This is a genomic window from Stenotrophomonas sp. YJH_SMC_105-26 (genome assembly GCF_059368915.1).
On sequence record NZ_JCAFSD010000002.1, the window covers coordinates 613,722 to 627,639 of the forward strand.

A 13,918-nucleotide genomic window follows, 5' to 3' on the forward strand; every position below is an offset into this window, starting at 1 on the left:
CATTATGGCGCTGCCGGGTTTGCCGATGGGGGCGGATGGGGTCGGAGCGCATGGGGTCGGATCCGTTTCCTGACAGGAAACGGCTCTGACCCCACTGCCGCCAACCGGGTCAGAGCCCTTTCCTGCGGAAAGGGATCCGACCCCGCTCCGGATCAGACCTCCAGCGAGGCCAGATCGCCCTTCGACTCCAGCCAGCCCTTGCGGTCGGACGCGCGCTTCTTGGCCAGCAGCATGTCCATCAGCGAACGGGTCTGCTCGCCATCGTCCACGGTCAGCTGCACCAGGCGGCGCGTATCCGGATGGATGGTCGACTCGCGCAGCTGGTTCGGGTTCATCTCGCCCAGGCCCTTGAAGCGGGTGACGTTGACTGCGCCCTTGATCTTCTCGCGCTCGATCTTGTCCAGCATCGAACGCTTCTCTTCCTCATCCAGGGCGTAGAACACCTGCTTGCCCACGTCGATGCGGAACAGCGGCGGCATTGCCACGAACACGTGGCCGGCATCGACCAGCGCCGGGAAATGCCTGAGGAACAGTGCGGTCAGCAGGGTCGCGATATGCAGGCCGTCGGAGTCCGCGTCGGCCAGGATCACCACCTTGCCGTAGCGCAGGCCGGTGATGTCGTCCTTGCCGGGGTCGCAGCCGATGGCCACGGCCAGGTTGTGCACTTCCTCCGAAGCCAGCACGCTGTTGGACGACACTTCCCAGGTGTTGAGGATCTTGCCGCGCAGCGGCAGGATCGCCTGGAAATCCTTGTCGCGCGCCTGCTTGGCGCTGCCGCCTGCCGAGTCACCTTCCACCAGGAACAGCTCAGTGCGCGACAGGTCCTGGCTGATGCAGTCGGCCAGCTTGCCGGGCAGGGCCGGGCCTTGCGTGACCTTCTTGCGGACGACCAGTTTCTCGGTCTTCAGGCGCGCACTGGCGCGCTCGATGGCGATCTGCGCGATCTTCTCGCCCAGCTCCACGTTCTGGTTCAGCAACAGGCTGAACGCATCGTGCGCGGCGCCCTCTACAAAGCCGGCGGCCTGGCGCGAGGACAGGCGTTCCTTGGTCTGGCCGCTGAACTGCGGGTCGGTCATCTTCAGCGACAGCACGAACGACACCCGGTCCCACACGTCTTCCGGGGCCAGCTTGACGCTGCGTGGCAGCAGGTTGCGGAAGTCGCAGAACTCGCGCAGCGCCTCGGTCAGGCCGGTACGCAGGCCGTTGACGTGGGTGCCATGCTGGGCGGTCGGAATCAGGTTGACATAGCTTTCCTGGACCAGCTCACCTTCCGGCAGCCAGGCCACGGCCCAGTCCACCACCTCGGTGTCCTTCTTGAGGTTGCCGACGAACAGGTCGGCCGGCAGCGATTCGCGCTCGCCCAGTTCCAGCTTCAGGTAGTCGCGCAGGCCGTCTTCGTAGTACCAGGTATCGACTTCACCGGTGGCTTCGTCGGTCAGCTTGACGGTCAGGCCCGGGCACAGCACGGCCTTGGCGCGCAGCAGGTGCTTCAGCGCGCGCACCGCGAACTTGGGCGTGTCGAAGTACTTCGGGTCCGGCCAGAAGCGCACGCGGGTACCGGTGTTCTTCTTGCCGACGGTGCCGACCACCTCCAGCGGCGTGGCGCGGTCGCCATTGCGGAAGGTGATGCGGTGTTCGGCACCTTCGCGCTTGATGTGCACCTCCACCAGGGTCGACAGCGCGTTGACCACGCTGACGCCGACGCCATGCAGGCCGCCGGAGAAGGTGTAGTTGTTGTTGCTGAACTTGCCGCCTGCATGCAGGCGGGTGAGGATCAGTTCGACGCCCGGGATCTTCTCTTCCGGATGGATGTCCACCGGCATGCCGCGGCCGTCATCGCTGACCTCCACGCTGCCGTCCTTGTACAGGGTGATCTCGATCGAGCGGGCATGGCCGGCGAGGGCCTCGTCCACCGAGTTGTCGATCACTTCCTGCGCCAGGTGGTTCGGGCGCGCGGTGTCGGTATACATGCCGGGACGGCGCTTGACCGGGTCAAGGCCGGACAGGACTTCAATATCGGCGGCGTTATAGCGGGCGTTCATCTATCTTCTAAAGCGCGGAGCGACGCGCAAGTGTGCGGTCTGGACGGCGATTTTGCACGCCTGCGGTTCAGCCTCGGCGCCGGGGAGGGGGTAAAATGGCAGTCGCTGGAATCTGAACGCCGGCGGCCCCATCGGGTCGAAACATCCAAGCCATACCGCGAGGAGGACCTCATGAAGAAGTTGCTGACCGTTGCAATCCTGGCCGCTGCCGCCGTTGCAGTGCCGCTGGTGGTGGCGCAGAACGCGGGCCAGCCGGCCCCGCAGCAGGGTGACCAGGCCGACAAGGCGCAGGCCGAGGCCGATGCCAAGGCCAAGCGTCGTGCCCAGGCCAATGCCGAAATGAAGGCGCAGGGCCAGCCGGCCCCGCAGAAGGAAGAAGAGGAAGAAGCGCGCAAGAAGCGCTGATCCCGCAACCTGCCAAGCGCCCTTGCGACAAGGGGTGCGCAACGGAACGCCCCGCTCAGCGGGGCGTTTCTTTTTAGGAACGTGGCGTCTGCCCCTTGGGTTGGCGGCCATCAATCTGTAAACTATGGCTTTCCGGGAGTAAGTGCGTGTCCACCCTTTGCGAATGGGCTGGAGCGGCCAAGCGTGGCTTCCAGCATGGCGGGTCGCAGGTGACGGTCGATTTGGCCGGCACGGCCGCCCCGACCTCGCACGATGGTCCCCGTCCGGCGCCTGCCGCCGCACGGATCCGCACCTCCCTCGCTGTCCCAGCGAACCGGAAAACCCCCTCCGAGCACCATGCCCGCCCTCCGGGTGCGCGTGGTGTTGCCGTTTTCCATTTCCAGACAGGATGCTTGCAGCCATGACTCCCTTGATTTTCGTAACCGGCGGCGTGGTGTCCTCGCTCGGCAAAGGCATTGCCGCCGCGTCGCTGGCCGCCATTCTCGAAGCCCGGGGCCTGAAGGTCACGATGATGAAGCTCGACCCTTACATCAACGTCGACCCGGGCACCATGAGCCCGTTCCAGCACGGTGAGGTGTATGTCACCGACGACGGCGCCGAGACCGACCTCGACCTGGGCCACTACGAGCGCTTCGTGCGCACCCGCCTGAGCCGCAAGAACTCGGTCACCACCGGCCGCATCTACGAGAACGTGATCCGCAAGGAGCGCCGCGGCGACTACCTGGGCGCGACCGTGCAGGTCATTCCGCACATCACCGACGAGATCCGCCGCTGCATCGACGAAGCCACCGAAGGCTACGACGTGGCGCTGGTCGAGATCGGTGGCACCGTCGGCGACATCGAGTCGCTGCCGTTCCTGGAAGCGATCCGCCAGGTGCGCACCGAGCGTGGCCCGGAGAAGGCGCTGTTCATGCACCTCACCCTGGTGCCGTACATCGGCGCCGCCGGTGAGCTGAAGACCAAGCCGACCCAGCATTCGGTGAAGGAACTGCGTTCGATCGGCATCCAGCCGGACGTGCTGCTGTGCCGTTCCGAGCAGGCCGTGCCGGATTCGGAGCGCCGCAAGATCGCCCAGTTCACCAACGTCTCCGAGCGCGCAGTGATCAGCGTGCCGGACGTGGACGTGCTGTATCGCATTCCGTCGGGCCTGCACGCGCAGGGCCTGGACGAGATCGTGGTCAACCAGCTGAAGCTGGCCGACAAGGCCGGTCCGGTCGATCTGTCGATGTGGGAGGACGCAGTCGATGCGACCCTGCATCCGCTGGATGAAGTGACCATCGCCGTGGTCGGCAAGTACGTGGATCACCAGGATGCCTACAAGTCGGTCGGCGAAGCACTGAAGCACGGCGGCCTGCGCCAGCGCACCAAGGTCAACCTGAAGTGGCTGGAAGCACAGGATCTGGAAGGCACCGACATGGCCGCACTGGCCGATGTCGACGGCATCCTGGTGCCGGGTGGCTTCGGTGACCGTGGTTTCGAAGGCAAGGTGCTGACCTCGAAGTTCGCCCGCGAGCAGCACGTGCCGTACTTCGGCATCTGCTACGGCATGCAGGCGGCCGTCGTCGATTACGCGCGCAACGTGGTCGGCCTGGAAGGCGCCAACAGCACCGAGAACGACCGCCAGTCGCCGAACCCGGTGATCGGCCTGATCACCGAATGGCGCACCGCCACCGGCGATGTCGAGAAGCGTGACGACAAGAGCGACCTCGGCGGCACCATGCGCCTGGGCCTGCAGGAACAGCGCCTGAAGCCGGGCACGCTGGCCCGTGAGCTGTACGGCAAGGACGTCGTCGCCGAGCGCCACCGCCACCGCTACGAGTTCAACAACCGTTACCGCACCCAGCTGGAAGATGCCGGCCTGGTGATCGCCGGCAAGTCGATGGACGACACCCTGGTGGAAGTGGTCGAACTGCCGCGCGACGCGCATCCGTGGTTCCTGGCCTGCCAGGCGCACCCGGAATTCCTGTCCACGCCGCGTGACGGCCACCCGCTGTTCATCGGTTTCATCCGTGCCGCGCGCGAGCGCAAGGCCGGCGGCAAGCTGCTTTCCGAAGCGCGCGCCTGACTTGTGAATGGGGGCTTCGGCCCCCATCCTGCATGCTTCAACCCCCAGCGCACCGGCCCGGCCGGTGCTGCGGACAACAAGGAAACGCCATGAAACTGTGTGGATTCGAGGTCGGGCTGGACCAGCCCCTGTTCCTGATCGCCGGCCCCTGCGTGATCGAGTCGATGCAGCTGCAGCTCGATACCGCCGGCAAGCTGAAGGAAGTCACCGACAAGCTCGGCGTCAACTTCATCTTCAAGTCCAGCTTCGACAAGGCCAACCGCACCTCGGGCACCGCGTTCCGCGGCCCGGGCATGGAAGAGGGCCTGAAGGTCCTGGCCGAGGTCAGGAAGCAGATCGGCGTGCCGGTGCTGACCGACGTCCATGAGTACACCCCGATGGACGAAGTGGCCTCGGTGGTGGATGTGCTGCAGACCCCGGCGTTCCTGGTCCGCCAGACCGACTTCATCCGCAAGGTGTGCTCGGCCGGCAAGCCGGTCAACATCAAGAAGGGCCAGTTCCTGGCGCCCTGGGACATGAAGCCGGTCGTGGAGAAGGCCAAGGCCACCGGCAACGAGCAGATCATGGTCTGCGAGCGCGGTGCCAGCTTCGGCTACAACAACCTGGTCAGCGACATGCGCTCGCTGGCGGTGATGCGCGATACCGGTTGCCCGGTGGTGTTCGATGCCACCCACTCGGTGCAGTTGCCGGGCGGGCAGGGCACCAGTTCCGGTGGCCAGCGTGAGCACGTGCCGGTGCTGGCCCGTGCTGCCGTCGCGGTGGGCATCTCCGGCCTGTTCGCCGAGACCCATCCGGATCCGTCCAAGGCCCTGTCCGATGGCCCCAACGCGTGGCCGCTGGACCAGATGGAAGCTCTGCTCGAGACCCTGATGGAGCTCGACGCGGTGACCAAGAAGCACGGCTTCTCGCGCTTCGCGTGAGTCGTGACCCGAGGGTGGCGCTGGAAGCCCAGCGTCATCGCCGGCACTGGAAACAGTGGCCCTGGGGCCTGATCGCACTGGGCCTGGCCGTGCTGTTCACCGTGGGCATGTTTGGCCTGGTGCTGATCGGTGCGGCGTCGGTGCGCCCCCCGGGTGATGGCAGCAGCGCGCTTGATCTGCGTGCGTATTTCATTGCGCTGCTGGTCGCGGAGCTGCTCGGTGCCGCGGGCTGCCTCGCGGCCGCGGTGCTGGCCTGGCGGCTGAATCGCGGCAAGGTGGCGGCTGGCTTTGCGATCATCCTGCTTTCGCTGTGGCTCGGCGCCCTGTTCTACGGATTGCTTTGATGAATACGAGCACGTCGGCGCGCGGCTGGCCCTGGGGCCTGGTCGCGCTGGGGCTGTCCGTGCTCGCCTGGGCGTCCCTGCTGCTGGGAGTAATGGCCTTTGCGGCCAGCTTCGGCTCGCCGGGTGACGGAAACCATGGCATCCAGGCCATGCAGTACTGGATCGTGGCCGCGCTGGTCGCGCTGGGTGTGTCTTTCGTCGGCAGCCTGGTGGCGATGGTGCTCGCCTGGCGACGCCGTCGTGGACCCGTCGCGGCGGCGGTGGCCGGTGCGTTGCTGGTGATGCTGGTGTCGCTGGCCCTGATCGTGATCGGGTCCAGCTGGGGCTGATGCCGCCCAGGCCATTTGGCAAGTGGCGGGCAGCCGGGGATAATCACGCGGCATTCGTTTTGTCGCCCCCTCTCCAGACAGGTAACCGGCCCGACCATGAGTACGATCCGCAGCATCCACGCCCGTGAAATCCTTGACAGCCGTGGCAACCCCACGCTGGAAGCCGAAGTCATCCTGGAGGACGGTTCGTTCGGTCGTGCCGCGGTTCCCTCCGGCGCCTCGACCGGCACCAAGGAAGCGGTCGAGCTGCGTGACGGTGACAAGACCCGTTATCTGGGCAAGGGCGTGCGCAAGGCCGTCGACAACGTCAACACCACGATTGCCGCCGCGCTGAAGGGCTTTGAGGCCACCGACCAGGCCGGCCTCGACCGTCGCCTGATCGATCTGGACGGCACCGAGAACAAGGGCCGCCTGGGTGCCAACGCGCTGCTGGGTGTTTCGATGGCCGCCGCGCATGCCGCCGCTGCATCGAACAAGCAGGCACTGTGGCAGTACCTGGCTGCCAGGACCGGCGTGACCCCGGCGCTGCCGGTGCCGATGATGAACATCATCAATGGCGGCGCGCATGCCGACAACAACGTCGACTTCCAGGAGTTCATGGTGCTGCCGGTCGGCTTCACCTCGTTCTCCGAAGCGCTGCGTGCCGGTACCGAAATCTTCCATTCGCTGAAGTCGGTGCTGAAGGGCCACGGCCTGAGCACCGCGGTCGGCGACGAAGGTGGCTTCGCGCCGGACTTCCGCAGCAACGTCGAAGCGCTGGACACCATTCTCGAAGCGATCGGCAAGGCGGGCTACACCGCCGGTGAAGACGTGCTGCTGGGCCTGGACGTGGCCTCCAGCGAGTTCTTCGAGAACGGCAAGTACAACCTGGTCGGCGAGAACAAGCGCCTGACCTCCGAGCAGTTCGTCGACTTCCTCGCCGACTGGGCCGCGCAGTACCCGATCATCACGATTGAAGATGGCCTGGCAGAGAACGACTGGGCCGGCTGGAAGCTGCTGACCGACCGCATCGGCAAGAAGGTGCAGCTGGTTGGCGACGACCTGTTCGTGACCAACCCGAAGATCTTCCAGGAAGGCATCGACTCGGGCACCGCCAACGCGATCCTGATCAAGGTCAACCAGATCGGCACCCTCAGCGAAACCCTGGAAGCGATCGCCATGGCCGATCGTGCCGGCTACGCCGCCGTGGTCTCGCACCGTTCGGGCGAAACCGAAGACACCACCATCGCCGACATCGCAGTGGCCACAACCGCCACCCAGATCAAGACCGGTTCGCTGTGCCGCAGCGATCGCGTGGCCAAGTACAACCAGCTGCTGCGCATCGAGGAAGCCCTCGGCGCCGGCGCGCGTTACGCCGGTCGTGACGCGTTCGTTTCGCTGAAGCGCTGAGCCGATGCGCGACTGGCGCTGGATGCTGCTGGTGCTGGCCCTGTTGCTGGGCTGGCTGCAGTACCGCTTCTGGTTTGGTCCGGGCAATTCGGGTGAAGTGATGATGCTCGAAGCCCAGGTCGCCAACCAGGAGCGGGACAATGAGGGCCTGCAGCAGCGCAATGATGCGCTCGCTGCGGAAGTGAAGGACCTCAAGGAAGGCCAGTCCGCCATCGAGGAACGCGCGCGCAGCGAGCTGGGCATGATCAAGCCCGGCGAGAAGTTCTATCGCGTGGTCGAGGATGCGCCGGTCCACCCGGCGCAGCCTGCGGCAGGTGTCAGTGCGCAGGTTGGCGACCACCCGGCGGACGTGCCATGAGTGCGGCGATCTGGGTCGTGGTTCCGGCTGCTGGCCGTGGCACCCGCTTTGGCGCGCCGTTGCCCAAGCAGTACCTGCAGGCGGGCGGGCAGATCCTGCTCGCCCATACCCTGGACGCCCTGCTGGCGCATCCGGCCGTAGCCGGGGCAATGGTAGTGATCGGCCCGGACGACGCCGACTGGCCCGGCTGGAACGAGTGGGCGGGCAAGCCGGTGCTGACCTGCATCGGTGGCGCGACCCGTGCCGCTTCGGTGCTGGCTGGCCTGCAGGCGCTGCCGGAGACGGTGCGCGCTGATGAATTCGTGCTGGTCCACGATGCCGCGCGGCCGAACCTGTCCCTGGTCGATCTCGGCCGCCTGCTTGAAGTCGGTCGTGCCGATCCGGTCGGGGCGATCCTGGCCGCACCGGTACGCGACACCCTCAAGCGTGCGGGCGACGACGGTGGCATCGATGGCACCGAGCCGCGCGAGCGGCTGTGGCGCGCACTGACACCACAACTGTTCCGCCGCCACCAGCTCAGCCGCGCGCTGTCCGAAGCCGCCGCCGCCGGTGTTGAAGTCACCGATGAGGCCATGGCCATGGAGCGCCAGGGCCAGCGCCCGCTGCTGGTGGAAGGCAGCGAGGACAACTTCAAGGTCACCACCCCGGCCGATCTGGACCGGTTTGAATTCGTACTTTCCCGCCGCGCCGGCTGACCGTCCGCGCGGCCCTGCAGCAAGGGTTGCATCCATGAGCACCGCACCGTTCCCGCCCGTCCGCATCGGCCAGGGCTACGACGTCCATGCCTTCGGTGAAGGCGACCACATCATGCTTGGCGGAGTGAACGTGCCGCACAGCTGCGGCGTGCTTGCACACAGCGACGGCGACGTGATCCTGCACGCCCTGTGCGATGCGATGCTCGGCGCGCTGGCGCTGGGTGACATCGGCCAGCATTTCCCGCCGAGTGACGACCGCTGGAAGGGCGCCGACAGCAGCGAGTTCGTGCGCCACTGCGACAGCCTGCTGCGCGAGCGCGGCTGGCGCGTCGGCAACACCGACATCACCGTGATCTGCGAGCGTCCGAAGGTCGGCCCGCATGCGCTGGCCATGCGTGAGCGCATCGGTGGGTTGCTGCAGCTGCCGCTGGACGCGGTCAGCGTCAAGGCCACCACCTCGGAGAAGCTGGGCTTCACCGGCCGTGGTGAAGGCATCGCCGCGCAGGCGGTCGTGTTGCTGGTGGCGGCATGATCCCGCTGCCGTTGGCGTTTGGTGCGCCGTTGTTGACGGCGCGCATCCGCACCACGCCGGACGATTTCCAGGTGGATGAACTGCCGGCGTTCGAGGCGAGCGGTGAAGGCGAGCATCTGCTGCTGCACATCCGCAAGCGCGGCGCCAACACCGTGCATGTGGCCAAGGTGCTGGCAAAATGGGCGGGCCTGCCGGAAATGGCGGTGAGTTACGCCGGCATGAAAGACCGTCACGCGGTCACCACCCAGCGTTTCAGCGTGCACCTGCCCAAGCGCATTGCGCCGGACCTGGCCGAGTTGGCCAGTGACGAAATCGAAGTCATCGAGGCAACCTGGCACAACCGCAAGCTGCAGCGCGGCGCACTGGCCGGCAACCGCTTCAAGCTGGTGCTGCGCGAGGTGCAGGGCGATGCCGCCGCGATCAGCGAGCGCCTGCAGCAGATTGCCGCGCGCGGCCTGCCGAACTGGTTTGGTGAACAGCGTTTCGGCCGCGACGGTGGCAACGTGCCGGCTGCACTGGCGATGTTCGGTGGCCGCCGCATGCGCAAGGACCAGCGTTCGCTGCTGCTCTCTGCAGCCCGTTCGGCGCTGTTCAACCGCGTGCTGGCCGCGCGCGTGGAGCAGGGCAGCTGGGACCAGCCGCTCGATGGCGAAGTCTGGATGCTCGATGGCAGTCGCAGCGTGTTCGGCCCCGAGCCGTACACGGATGTGCTGGCCGAGCGGCTGGCGCGTTTCGACATCCATCCCAGCGCGCCGTTGTGGGGCGAAGGCGAGCTGCGCAGCACCGACGCTGCGCGTGAGCTGGAGCTGGCCGCGCTGGACGACGACGAGTCGAAGGCACTGCGGACCGGCCTGGAAGACGCGCGCCTGAAGCAGGAGCGCCGCGCGTTGCGCCTGCGTCCGGCGCTGCTGCAGCACCAGTGGCTGGCCGACGACGTGCTGGAACTGTCGTTCGCGTTGCCGCCAGGCTGCTACGCCACCGCCGTGCTGCACGAACTCGGCCCCGTCGAAGACGCCTCGCAGGCCTGACAGAAAAAAAGGGGACGGAGGGAATTAAGTCGTTTGTGGCACAAACGACTTAATTCCCTCCGTCCCCTTTTCAACGCCGCGCCAGCAGCACCAGTACCGCGCCGGTGCCGCCTTGTCCGGTCGGTGCCGAATGGAATGCCAGCACGTCGTTGCGCAGCCGCAGCAGGCGATCGACCAGGTTCTTCAGCACCGGTGCGCCGCCATCGGACTGCAGTCCCTTGCCGTGGATGATGCGCACGCAGCCGTACTCGTGTGCATGCGCTTCCAGCAGGAACTGGCGCAGCAGGGCTTCGGCCTGTGCGGCGGTGGCGCCGTGCAGATCCAGTTCGTCCTGCACCGAGTACTGGCCGCGCTTGAGGCGCTGGAACAGGCGTGGTGGCAGGTTGTCGCGGCGATAGCTGGCCACGTCGCCGGCTTCCAGTGGCGCACTGTCGCGCAGCAGCCGGGCGAACTCGCCGGCCGCTTCGGCCTCGTCACGTTCGGCCATGCGCGCGCGCGGTTTCGGCCGGGGCGCGGCAGGTGTCGGCTCGGCATCCTTGCGCAGCGGCTTCACTTCGCCGATGGCCGCACGGAACAAGGCGGCCGGATCTTCGTCATCAGGGTGCGACATGCGCACAGGGTAAACCGCCGGCGCAGGTCTGCCTATGACGGTTCGATGTCGGCCGTGACCGCTGACAGGGTAGGACCGGCGGCCCGCATGCGGCACAATAGACGATGCCCTTGCAGGGTCGACCGCTTCCGCAGGGGAGCGCGACGGTCCCGCCCACACTGCACGGTGATGGAATCGAATTCTTGGAAAATCAAGCGGTTAAATCGAAGATGCGAATCCTGGTCAGCAATGACGATGGTGTCGACGCCGCAGGCATCCGGATGCTTGCCGCGGTCCTGCGCGAGGCCGGTCACGAAGTCACGGTGGTTGCGCCCGACCGCGATCGCTCCGGCGCCAGCAACTCGCTGACCCTGGACCTGCCGATCCGGCTCAAGCGCATCGACCATTACACCGTTTCGGTGGCCGGTACGCCCACCGACTGCGTGCACCTGGCGCTGACCGGCCTGCTTGAATTCGAGCCTGACATTGTCGTGTCCGGCATCAACAACGCCGCCAATCTCGGCGACGACGTGATCTATTCCGGCACCGTCTCGGCGGCGATGGAAGGTCGCTTCCTCGGCCTGCCGGCGGTGGCGGTCTCGCTGGTCAGCCGCAACCACGATCCGAAGCACTTCGAGACCGCCGCGCGTGCTGCGGTGGAGATTGTCGCCCGGCTCAAGGCCGATCCGCTGCCGGCCGACACCATCCTCAACGTCAACGTGCCGGACCTGCCGTGGAGCGAGGTCAAGGGCTTCGAGGTCACCCGCCTCGGCAACCGCCATCGTGCCGAAGGCTGCATCGCGCAGAAGGATCCGCGCGGCAACGAGGTGTACTGGATCGGCCCTGCCGGCCGTGAGCAGGATTCCGGTCCCGGTACCGATTTCCACGCGGTGCGCACCGGCCACATCTCGATCACCCCGATCCAGGTCGACCTCACCCGCTACCAGGCGCTGGAGAAGGTCGCCAGCTGGGTCGGCGGCCTCAGCGCCGCGCTGGACCAGCCGGCATGAGCCCACGCCTGCGATTGCAGCCGGAAGCCGTCGGTATCGGCATGACCTCGCAGCGCGTGCGTGACCGCCTGGTCGACCGCCTGCGCGAAGCCGGCATCGTCGACGAGCCGACCTTGAACGCGATCCGGGTGGTGCCGCGCCATCTGTTCATCGATGAAGCCCTGGCCTCGCGTGCCTATGAAGACACCGCGCTGCCGATCGGCCATGGCCAGACCATCTCGCAGCCCTGGGTGGTTGCGCGGATGACCGAGGCAGTGCTGCAGGTCTCGCCGAAGCGGGTGCTGGAAGTCGGCACCGGTTCCGGTTACCAGGCCGCCATCCTTGGCGCGTTGGGCCTGGAGGTCTACACCGTGGAGCGCATTGGTGATCTGCTGCGCCAGGCCCGCAAGCGCTTCCGTGCGCTGGGCATGAACATCCGCACCAAGCACGACGACGGCCGCGTCGGCTGGGCCGAGCACGGCCCGTTCGATGCCATCGTGGTCACTGCGGCGGCGCCGGCACTGGTCGACGCCCTGATCGAGCAGCTGGCCGAAGGCGGCCGCCTGGTGGCGCCGGTCGGTGGCCCTGGGGCGCAGTCGCTGGTACAGCTGGACCGCAAGGCCGACGGCAGCATCGAACAACACGTGCTGGCGCCGGTCACGTTCGTGCCGCTGCTGTCTGGCATGCTCGACTAATCCACGGAGCAGGGTTGCATGAAGATTTTCGGGCCGCTGTACGAGCGGGCGATGAAGTGGGCGGCGCACGAACGCGCGCCGACCTACCTGACGGTGTTGAGCTTCTTCGAGGCGATCATCTTCCCGGTGATGCCGGAGGTGATGCTGGCGCCGATGTGCGTGGCCCAGCCCAAGCGCGGCTGGTGGTTTGCCACCCTCAGCCTGGCCGGCTCGATGGTCGGTGCGCTGGTCGGCTACGCGCTGGGTCACTACGCTTTCGAGGCGATCAAGCCGCTGTTTGAAGTGCTGGGCATGCTGCCGGCGATCGAGCAGGGCATCACCACCGTGCAGGCGAAGATGGCCGAATCGCCGTGGGCGGTGTTCACCTTCCTGGTGCTGGGCGGCTTCATGCCCATCCCGATGAAGGTCTTCACGTGGGCATCGGGTATCGTCGGCGTACCGATGCCGCAGTACCTGTTGAGCATGCTGATCGGTCGCGGCAAGCGCGTGTTCGTGCTGGCTGCGGTCATCCGTATCGGTGGTGCGCGTGCTGAAGCGGCACTGCGTCGCTGGATTGAACCGCTGGGCTGGATCGCCACCGCGTTGGTGGTGGTGCTGATCGCCTGGCTTGTATGGAGGTCGAAGTTCGCATGAGTCCTGATCGTCTGAGCAAGGGAGTGCGCATCGGCGCGCTGGCGTTGCTGGTTTCCACCCTGGCCGCCTGCGGCACCGCCACTGTGGTTCGTCCTGGTGGTGGCAGCACCGGTGGTGGCGTGACCACGCCGAAGACCTCGGTGCCCAAGCCCGGGCAGACCGTGGTGGTGCGCAAGGGCGACACCATCTATGCGCTGGCCCGCATCCATGACATCACCCCGGCCGACCTGATTGCCTGGAACAGCCTGGACAACCCCTCGACCATCCATCCGGGGCAGGTGATCCGGCTGTATCCGGCCGGTGCCAGCGGCGGCCGCGCGCCGACCACGGTGGTCACCGCGCCGCGCTCGGGTGGCAGCAGCGCCGGCAGCACGGCGCCAACTCCGACGCCGGCCGGTCCGGTGAAGAGCAACATCGCCTGGCGCTGGCCGGCCGATGGCGCGATCGTCGGCCGCTACGTTGCCGGCGATGCGACCAAGCAGGGCGTGGACATCGCCGGTACCAGCGGCCAGCCGGTCAAGGCCACCGCCAACGGTGTGGTGGTGTACTCCGGCGCCGGCCTGGTCGGCTACGGCGAGCTGATCATCATCAAGCACAGCGACCAGTGGCTGTCGGCCTATGGCCACAACCGCAAGCGCCTGGTGAATGAAGGGCAGAGCGTGAAGGCCGGTGAGCAGATCGCCGAGATGGGCCGCACCGGTGCGAACCGCGACATGGTCCACTTCGAGATCCGCTACAACGGCAAGCCGGTCGACCCGCAGCAGTACCTGCCGGCGCGCTGATCGTCGATTCATAATCCGGGCGGATCCCCGGCCCGGCGCAGCGCGCCGGGCGTTCGCCGACGGTGCGGCCCATGGGCCGCAAACACCGCCGGCTCACCCGCTACAACGGCAAGCCGGTCGACC

At 66.8% G+C, this 13,918-nt stretch carries 16 protein-coding genes; 14 read left to right on the forward strand and 2 right to left on the reverse strand.

Going from position 1 to position 13,918, the window contains the following annotated elements:
- Nucleotides 1-152: 152 nt before the first annotated feature.
- The gene (gene parE, locus AC5P7F_RS09815; protein ID WP_164077624.1) at nt 153-2,042 is read right to left on the reverse strand and encodes a DNA topoisomerase IV subunit B; all 1,890 of its coding nucleotides are present in this window, start codon (nt 2,040-2,042) and stop codon (nt 153-155) included.
- A 171-nt stretch (nt 2,043-2,213) separates the two neighbouring features.
- Here parE and AC5P7F_RS09820 point away from each other — a divergent pair, with 171 nt between their 5' ends.
- The 10 genes from AC5P7F_RS09820 (at nt 2,214) to truD (ending at nt 10,107) form a co-directional block, all read left to right on the forward strand.
- Nucleotides 2,214-2,447, forward strand: coding sequence for a hypothetical protein (locus AC5P7F_RS09820; RefSeq protein ID WP_014646695.1), 234 nt, complete (start codon nt 2,214-2,216; stop codon nt 2,445-2,447).
- A 400-nt stretch (nt 2,448-2,847) separates the two neighbouring features.
- Nucleotides 2,848-4,512 (forward strand): CTP synthase, encoded by a 1,665-nt coding sequence (pyrG, locus tag AC5P7F_RS09825; protein WP_014646697.1) that lies wholly within the window; start codon nt 2,848-2,850, stop codon nt 4,510-4,512.
- A gap of 89 nt (nt 4,513-4,601) precedes the next feature.
- Nucleotides 4,602-5,432 carry a 3-deoxy-8-phosphooctulonate synthase gene (gene kdsA / locus AC5P7F_RS09830; protein WP_005408999.1) on the forward strand — a complete coding sequence of 277 codons (831 nt, stop codon included), beginning with the start codon at nt 4,602-4,604 and terminating at the stop codon, nt 5,430-5,432.
- The gene (locus AC5P7F_RS09835) at nt 5,429-5,776 is read left to right on the forward strand and encodes a hypothetical protein (RefSeq protein WP_032959194.1); all 348 of its coding nucleotides are present in this window, start codon (nt 5,429-5,431) and stop codon (nt 5,774-5,776) included. The genes kdsA and AC5P7F_RS09835 overlap by 4 nt, the downstream gene beginning before the upstream one ends.
- On the forward strand, nt 5,776-6,105 hold the full coding sequence (locus AC5P7F_RS09840; RefSeq protein ID WP_049442298.1) for a hypothetical protein: 330 nt from the start codon (nt 5,776-5,778) through the stop codon (nt 6,103-6,105). Before AC5P7F_RS09835 ends, AC5P7F_RS09840 begins: the two co-directional genes overlap by 1 nt.
- A 96-nt stretch (nt 6,106-6,201) precedes the next feature.
- Nucleotides 6,202-7,494 (forward strand): phosphopyruvate hydratase, encoded by a 1,293-nt coding sequence (gene eno, locus AC5P7F_RS09845; protein ID WP_014646700.1) that lies wholly within the window; start codon nt 6,202-6,204, stop codon nt 7,492-7,494.
- A 4-nt stretch (nt 7,495-7,498) separates the two neighbouring features.
- Nucleotides 7,499-7,852, forward strand: coding sequence for a cell division protein FtsB (ftsB, locus tag AC5P7F_RS09850; RefSeq protein ID WP_005412924.1), 354 nt, complete (start codon nt 7,499-7,501; stop codon nt 7,850-7,852).
- The gene (gene ispD, locus AC5P7F_RS09855) at nt 7,849-8,547 is read left to right on the forward strand and encodes a 2-C-methyl-D-erythritol 4-phosphate cytidylyltransferase (protein WP_049405812.1); all 699 of its coding nucleotides are present in this window, start codon (nt 7,849-7,851) and stop codon (nt 8,545-8,547) included. The genes ftsB and ispD overlap by 4 nt, the downstream gene beginning before the upstream one ends.
- Nucleotides 8,548-8,581: 34 nt before the next feature.
- The gene (gene ispF / locus AC5P7F_RS09860; protein ID WP_014646702.1) at nt 8,582-9,079 is read left to right on the forward strand and encodes a 2-C-methyl-D-erythritol 2,4-cyclodiphosphate synthase; all 498 of its coding nucleotides are present in this window, start codon (nt 8,582-8,584) and stop codon (nt 9,077-9,079) included.
- The gene (truD, locus tag AC5P7F_RS09865; protein ID WP_164077623.1) at nt 9,076-10,107 is read left to right on the forward strand and encodes a tRNA pseudouridine(13) synthase TruD; all 1,032 of its coding nucleotides are present in this window, start codon (nt 9,076-9,078) and stop codon (nt 10,105-10,107) included. The genes ispF and truD overlap by 4 nt, the downstream gene beginning before the upstream one ends.
- A gap of 70 nt (nt 10,108-10,177) precedes the next feature.
- On the opposite strand, the gene AC5P7F_RS09870 is transcribed toward truD, so the two are convergent.
- On the reverse strand, nt 10,178-10,717 hold the full coding sequence (locus AC5P7F_RS09870) for a Smr/MutS family protein (RefSeq protein ID WP_164077622.1): 540 nt from the start codon (nt 10,715-10,717) through the stop codon (nt 10,178-10,180).
- A gap of 209 nt (nt 10,718-10,926) precedes the next feature.
- Here AC5P7F_RS09870 and surE point away from each other — a divergent pair, with 209 nt between their 5' ends.
- Genes surE through AC5P7F_RS09890 form a run of 4 tightly spaced genes read left to right on the forward strand, consistent with a single transcriptional unit; the run spans nt 10,927 to nt 13,795 of the window.
- A complete protein-coding gene (gene surE / locus AC5P7F_RS09875) occupies nt 10,927-11,706 on the forward strand; it encodes a 5'/3'-nucleotidase SurE (protein ID WP_032959183.1) in 780 nt (259 codons plus the stop codon).
- Nucleotides 11,703-12,380, forward strand: coding sequence for a protein-L-isoaspartate(D-aspartate) O-methyltransferase (locus tag AC5P7F_RS09880; RefSeq protein WP_014646706.1), 678 nt, complete (start codon nt 11,703-11,705; stop codon nt 12,378-12,380). The genes surE and AC5P7F_RS09880 overlap by 4 nt, the downstream gene beginning before the upstream one ends.
- Before the next feature lie 18 nt (nt 12,381-12,398).
- Complete coding sequence (locus AC5P7F_RS09885) at nt 12,399-13,013, forward strand: YqaA family protein (protein ID WP_014646707.1); 615 nt, start codon at nt 12,399-12,401, stop codon at nt 13,011-13,013.
- A complete protein-coding gene (locus AC5P7F_RS09890; RefSeq protein ID WP_164077621.1) occupies nt 13,010-13,795 on the forward strand; it encodes a peptidoglycan DD-metalloendopeptidase family protein in 786 nt (261 codons plus the stop codon). Before AC5P7F_RS09885 ends, AC5P7F_RS09890 begins: the two co-directional genes overlap by 4 nt.
- Nucleotides 13,796-13,918 lie beyond the last annotated feature (123 nt).

What these genes read in the sequence shown, in the direction of transcription:
- AC5P7F_RS09840 (WP_049442298.1), top strand. Translation starts at nt 5,776, where the DNA reads ATGAATACGAGCACGTCGGCGCGCGGCTGGCCCTGGGGCCTGGTCGCG.
- AC5P7F_RS09885 (WP_014646707.1), top strand. Translation starts at nt 12,399, where the DNA reads ATGAAGATTTTCGGGCCGCTGTACGAGCGGGCGATGAAGTGGGCGGCG.
- AC5P7F_RS09870 (WP_164077622.1), bottom strand. Translation starts at nt 10,717, where the DNA reads ATGTCGCACCCTGATGACGAAGATCCGGCCGCCTTGTTCCGTGCGGCC.
- AC5P7F_RS09880 (WP_014646706.1), top strand. Translation starts at nt 11,703, where the DNA reads ATGAGCCCACGCCTGCGATTGCAGCCGGAAGCCGTCGGTATCGGCATG.
- AC5P7F_RS09890 (WP_164077621.1), top strand. Translation starts at nt 13,010, where the DNA reads ATGAGTCCTGATCGTCTGAGCAAGGGAGTGCGCATCGGCGCGCTGGCG.
- truD (WP_164077623.1), top strand. Translation starts at nt 9,076, where the DNA reads ATGATCCCGCTGCCGTTGGCGTTTGGTGCGCCGTTGTTGACGGCGCGC.
- surE (WP_032959183.1), top strand. Translation starts at nt 10,927, where the DNA reads ATGCGAATCCTGGTCAGCAATGACGATGGTGTCGACGCCGCAGGCATC.
- kdsA (WP_005408999.1), top strand. Translation starts at nt 4,602, where the DNA reads ATGAAACTGTGTGGATTCGAGGTCGGGCTGGACCAGCCCCTGTTCCTG.
- AC5P7F_RS09820 (WP_014646695.1), top strand. Translation starts at nt 2,214, where the DNA reads ATGAAGAAGTTGCTGACCGTTGCAATCCTGGCCGCTGCCGCCGTTGCA.
- parE (WP_164077624.1), bottom strand. Translation starts at nt 2,042, where the DNA reads ATGAACGCCCGCTATAACGCCGCCGATATTGAAGTCCTGTCCGGCCTT.
- ispF (WP_014646702.1), top strand. Translation starts at nt 8,582, where the DNA reads ATGAGCACCGCACCGTTCCCGCCCGTCCGCATCGGCCAGGGCTACGAC.
- eno (WP_014646700.1), top strand. Translation starts at nt 6,202, where the DNA reads ATGAGTACGATCCGCAGCATCCACGCCCGTGAAATCCTTGACAGCCGT.
- ispD (WP_049405812.1), top strand. Translation starts at nt 7,849, where the DNA reads ATGAGTGCGGCGATCTGGGTCGTGGTTCCGGCTGCTGGCCGTGGCACC.
- pyrG (WP_014646697.1), top strand. Translation starts at nt 2,848, where the DNA reads ATGACTCCCTTGATTTTCGTAACCGGCGGCGTGGTGTCCTCGCTCGGC.
- ftsB (WP_005412924.1), top strand. Translation starts at nt 7,499, where the DNA reads ATGCGCGACTGGCGCTGGATGCTGCTGGTGCTGGCCCTGTTGCTGGGC.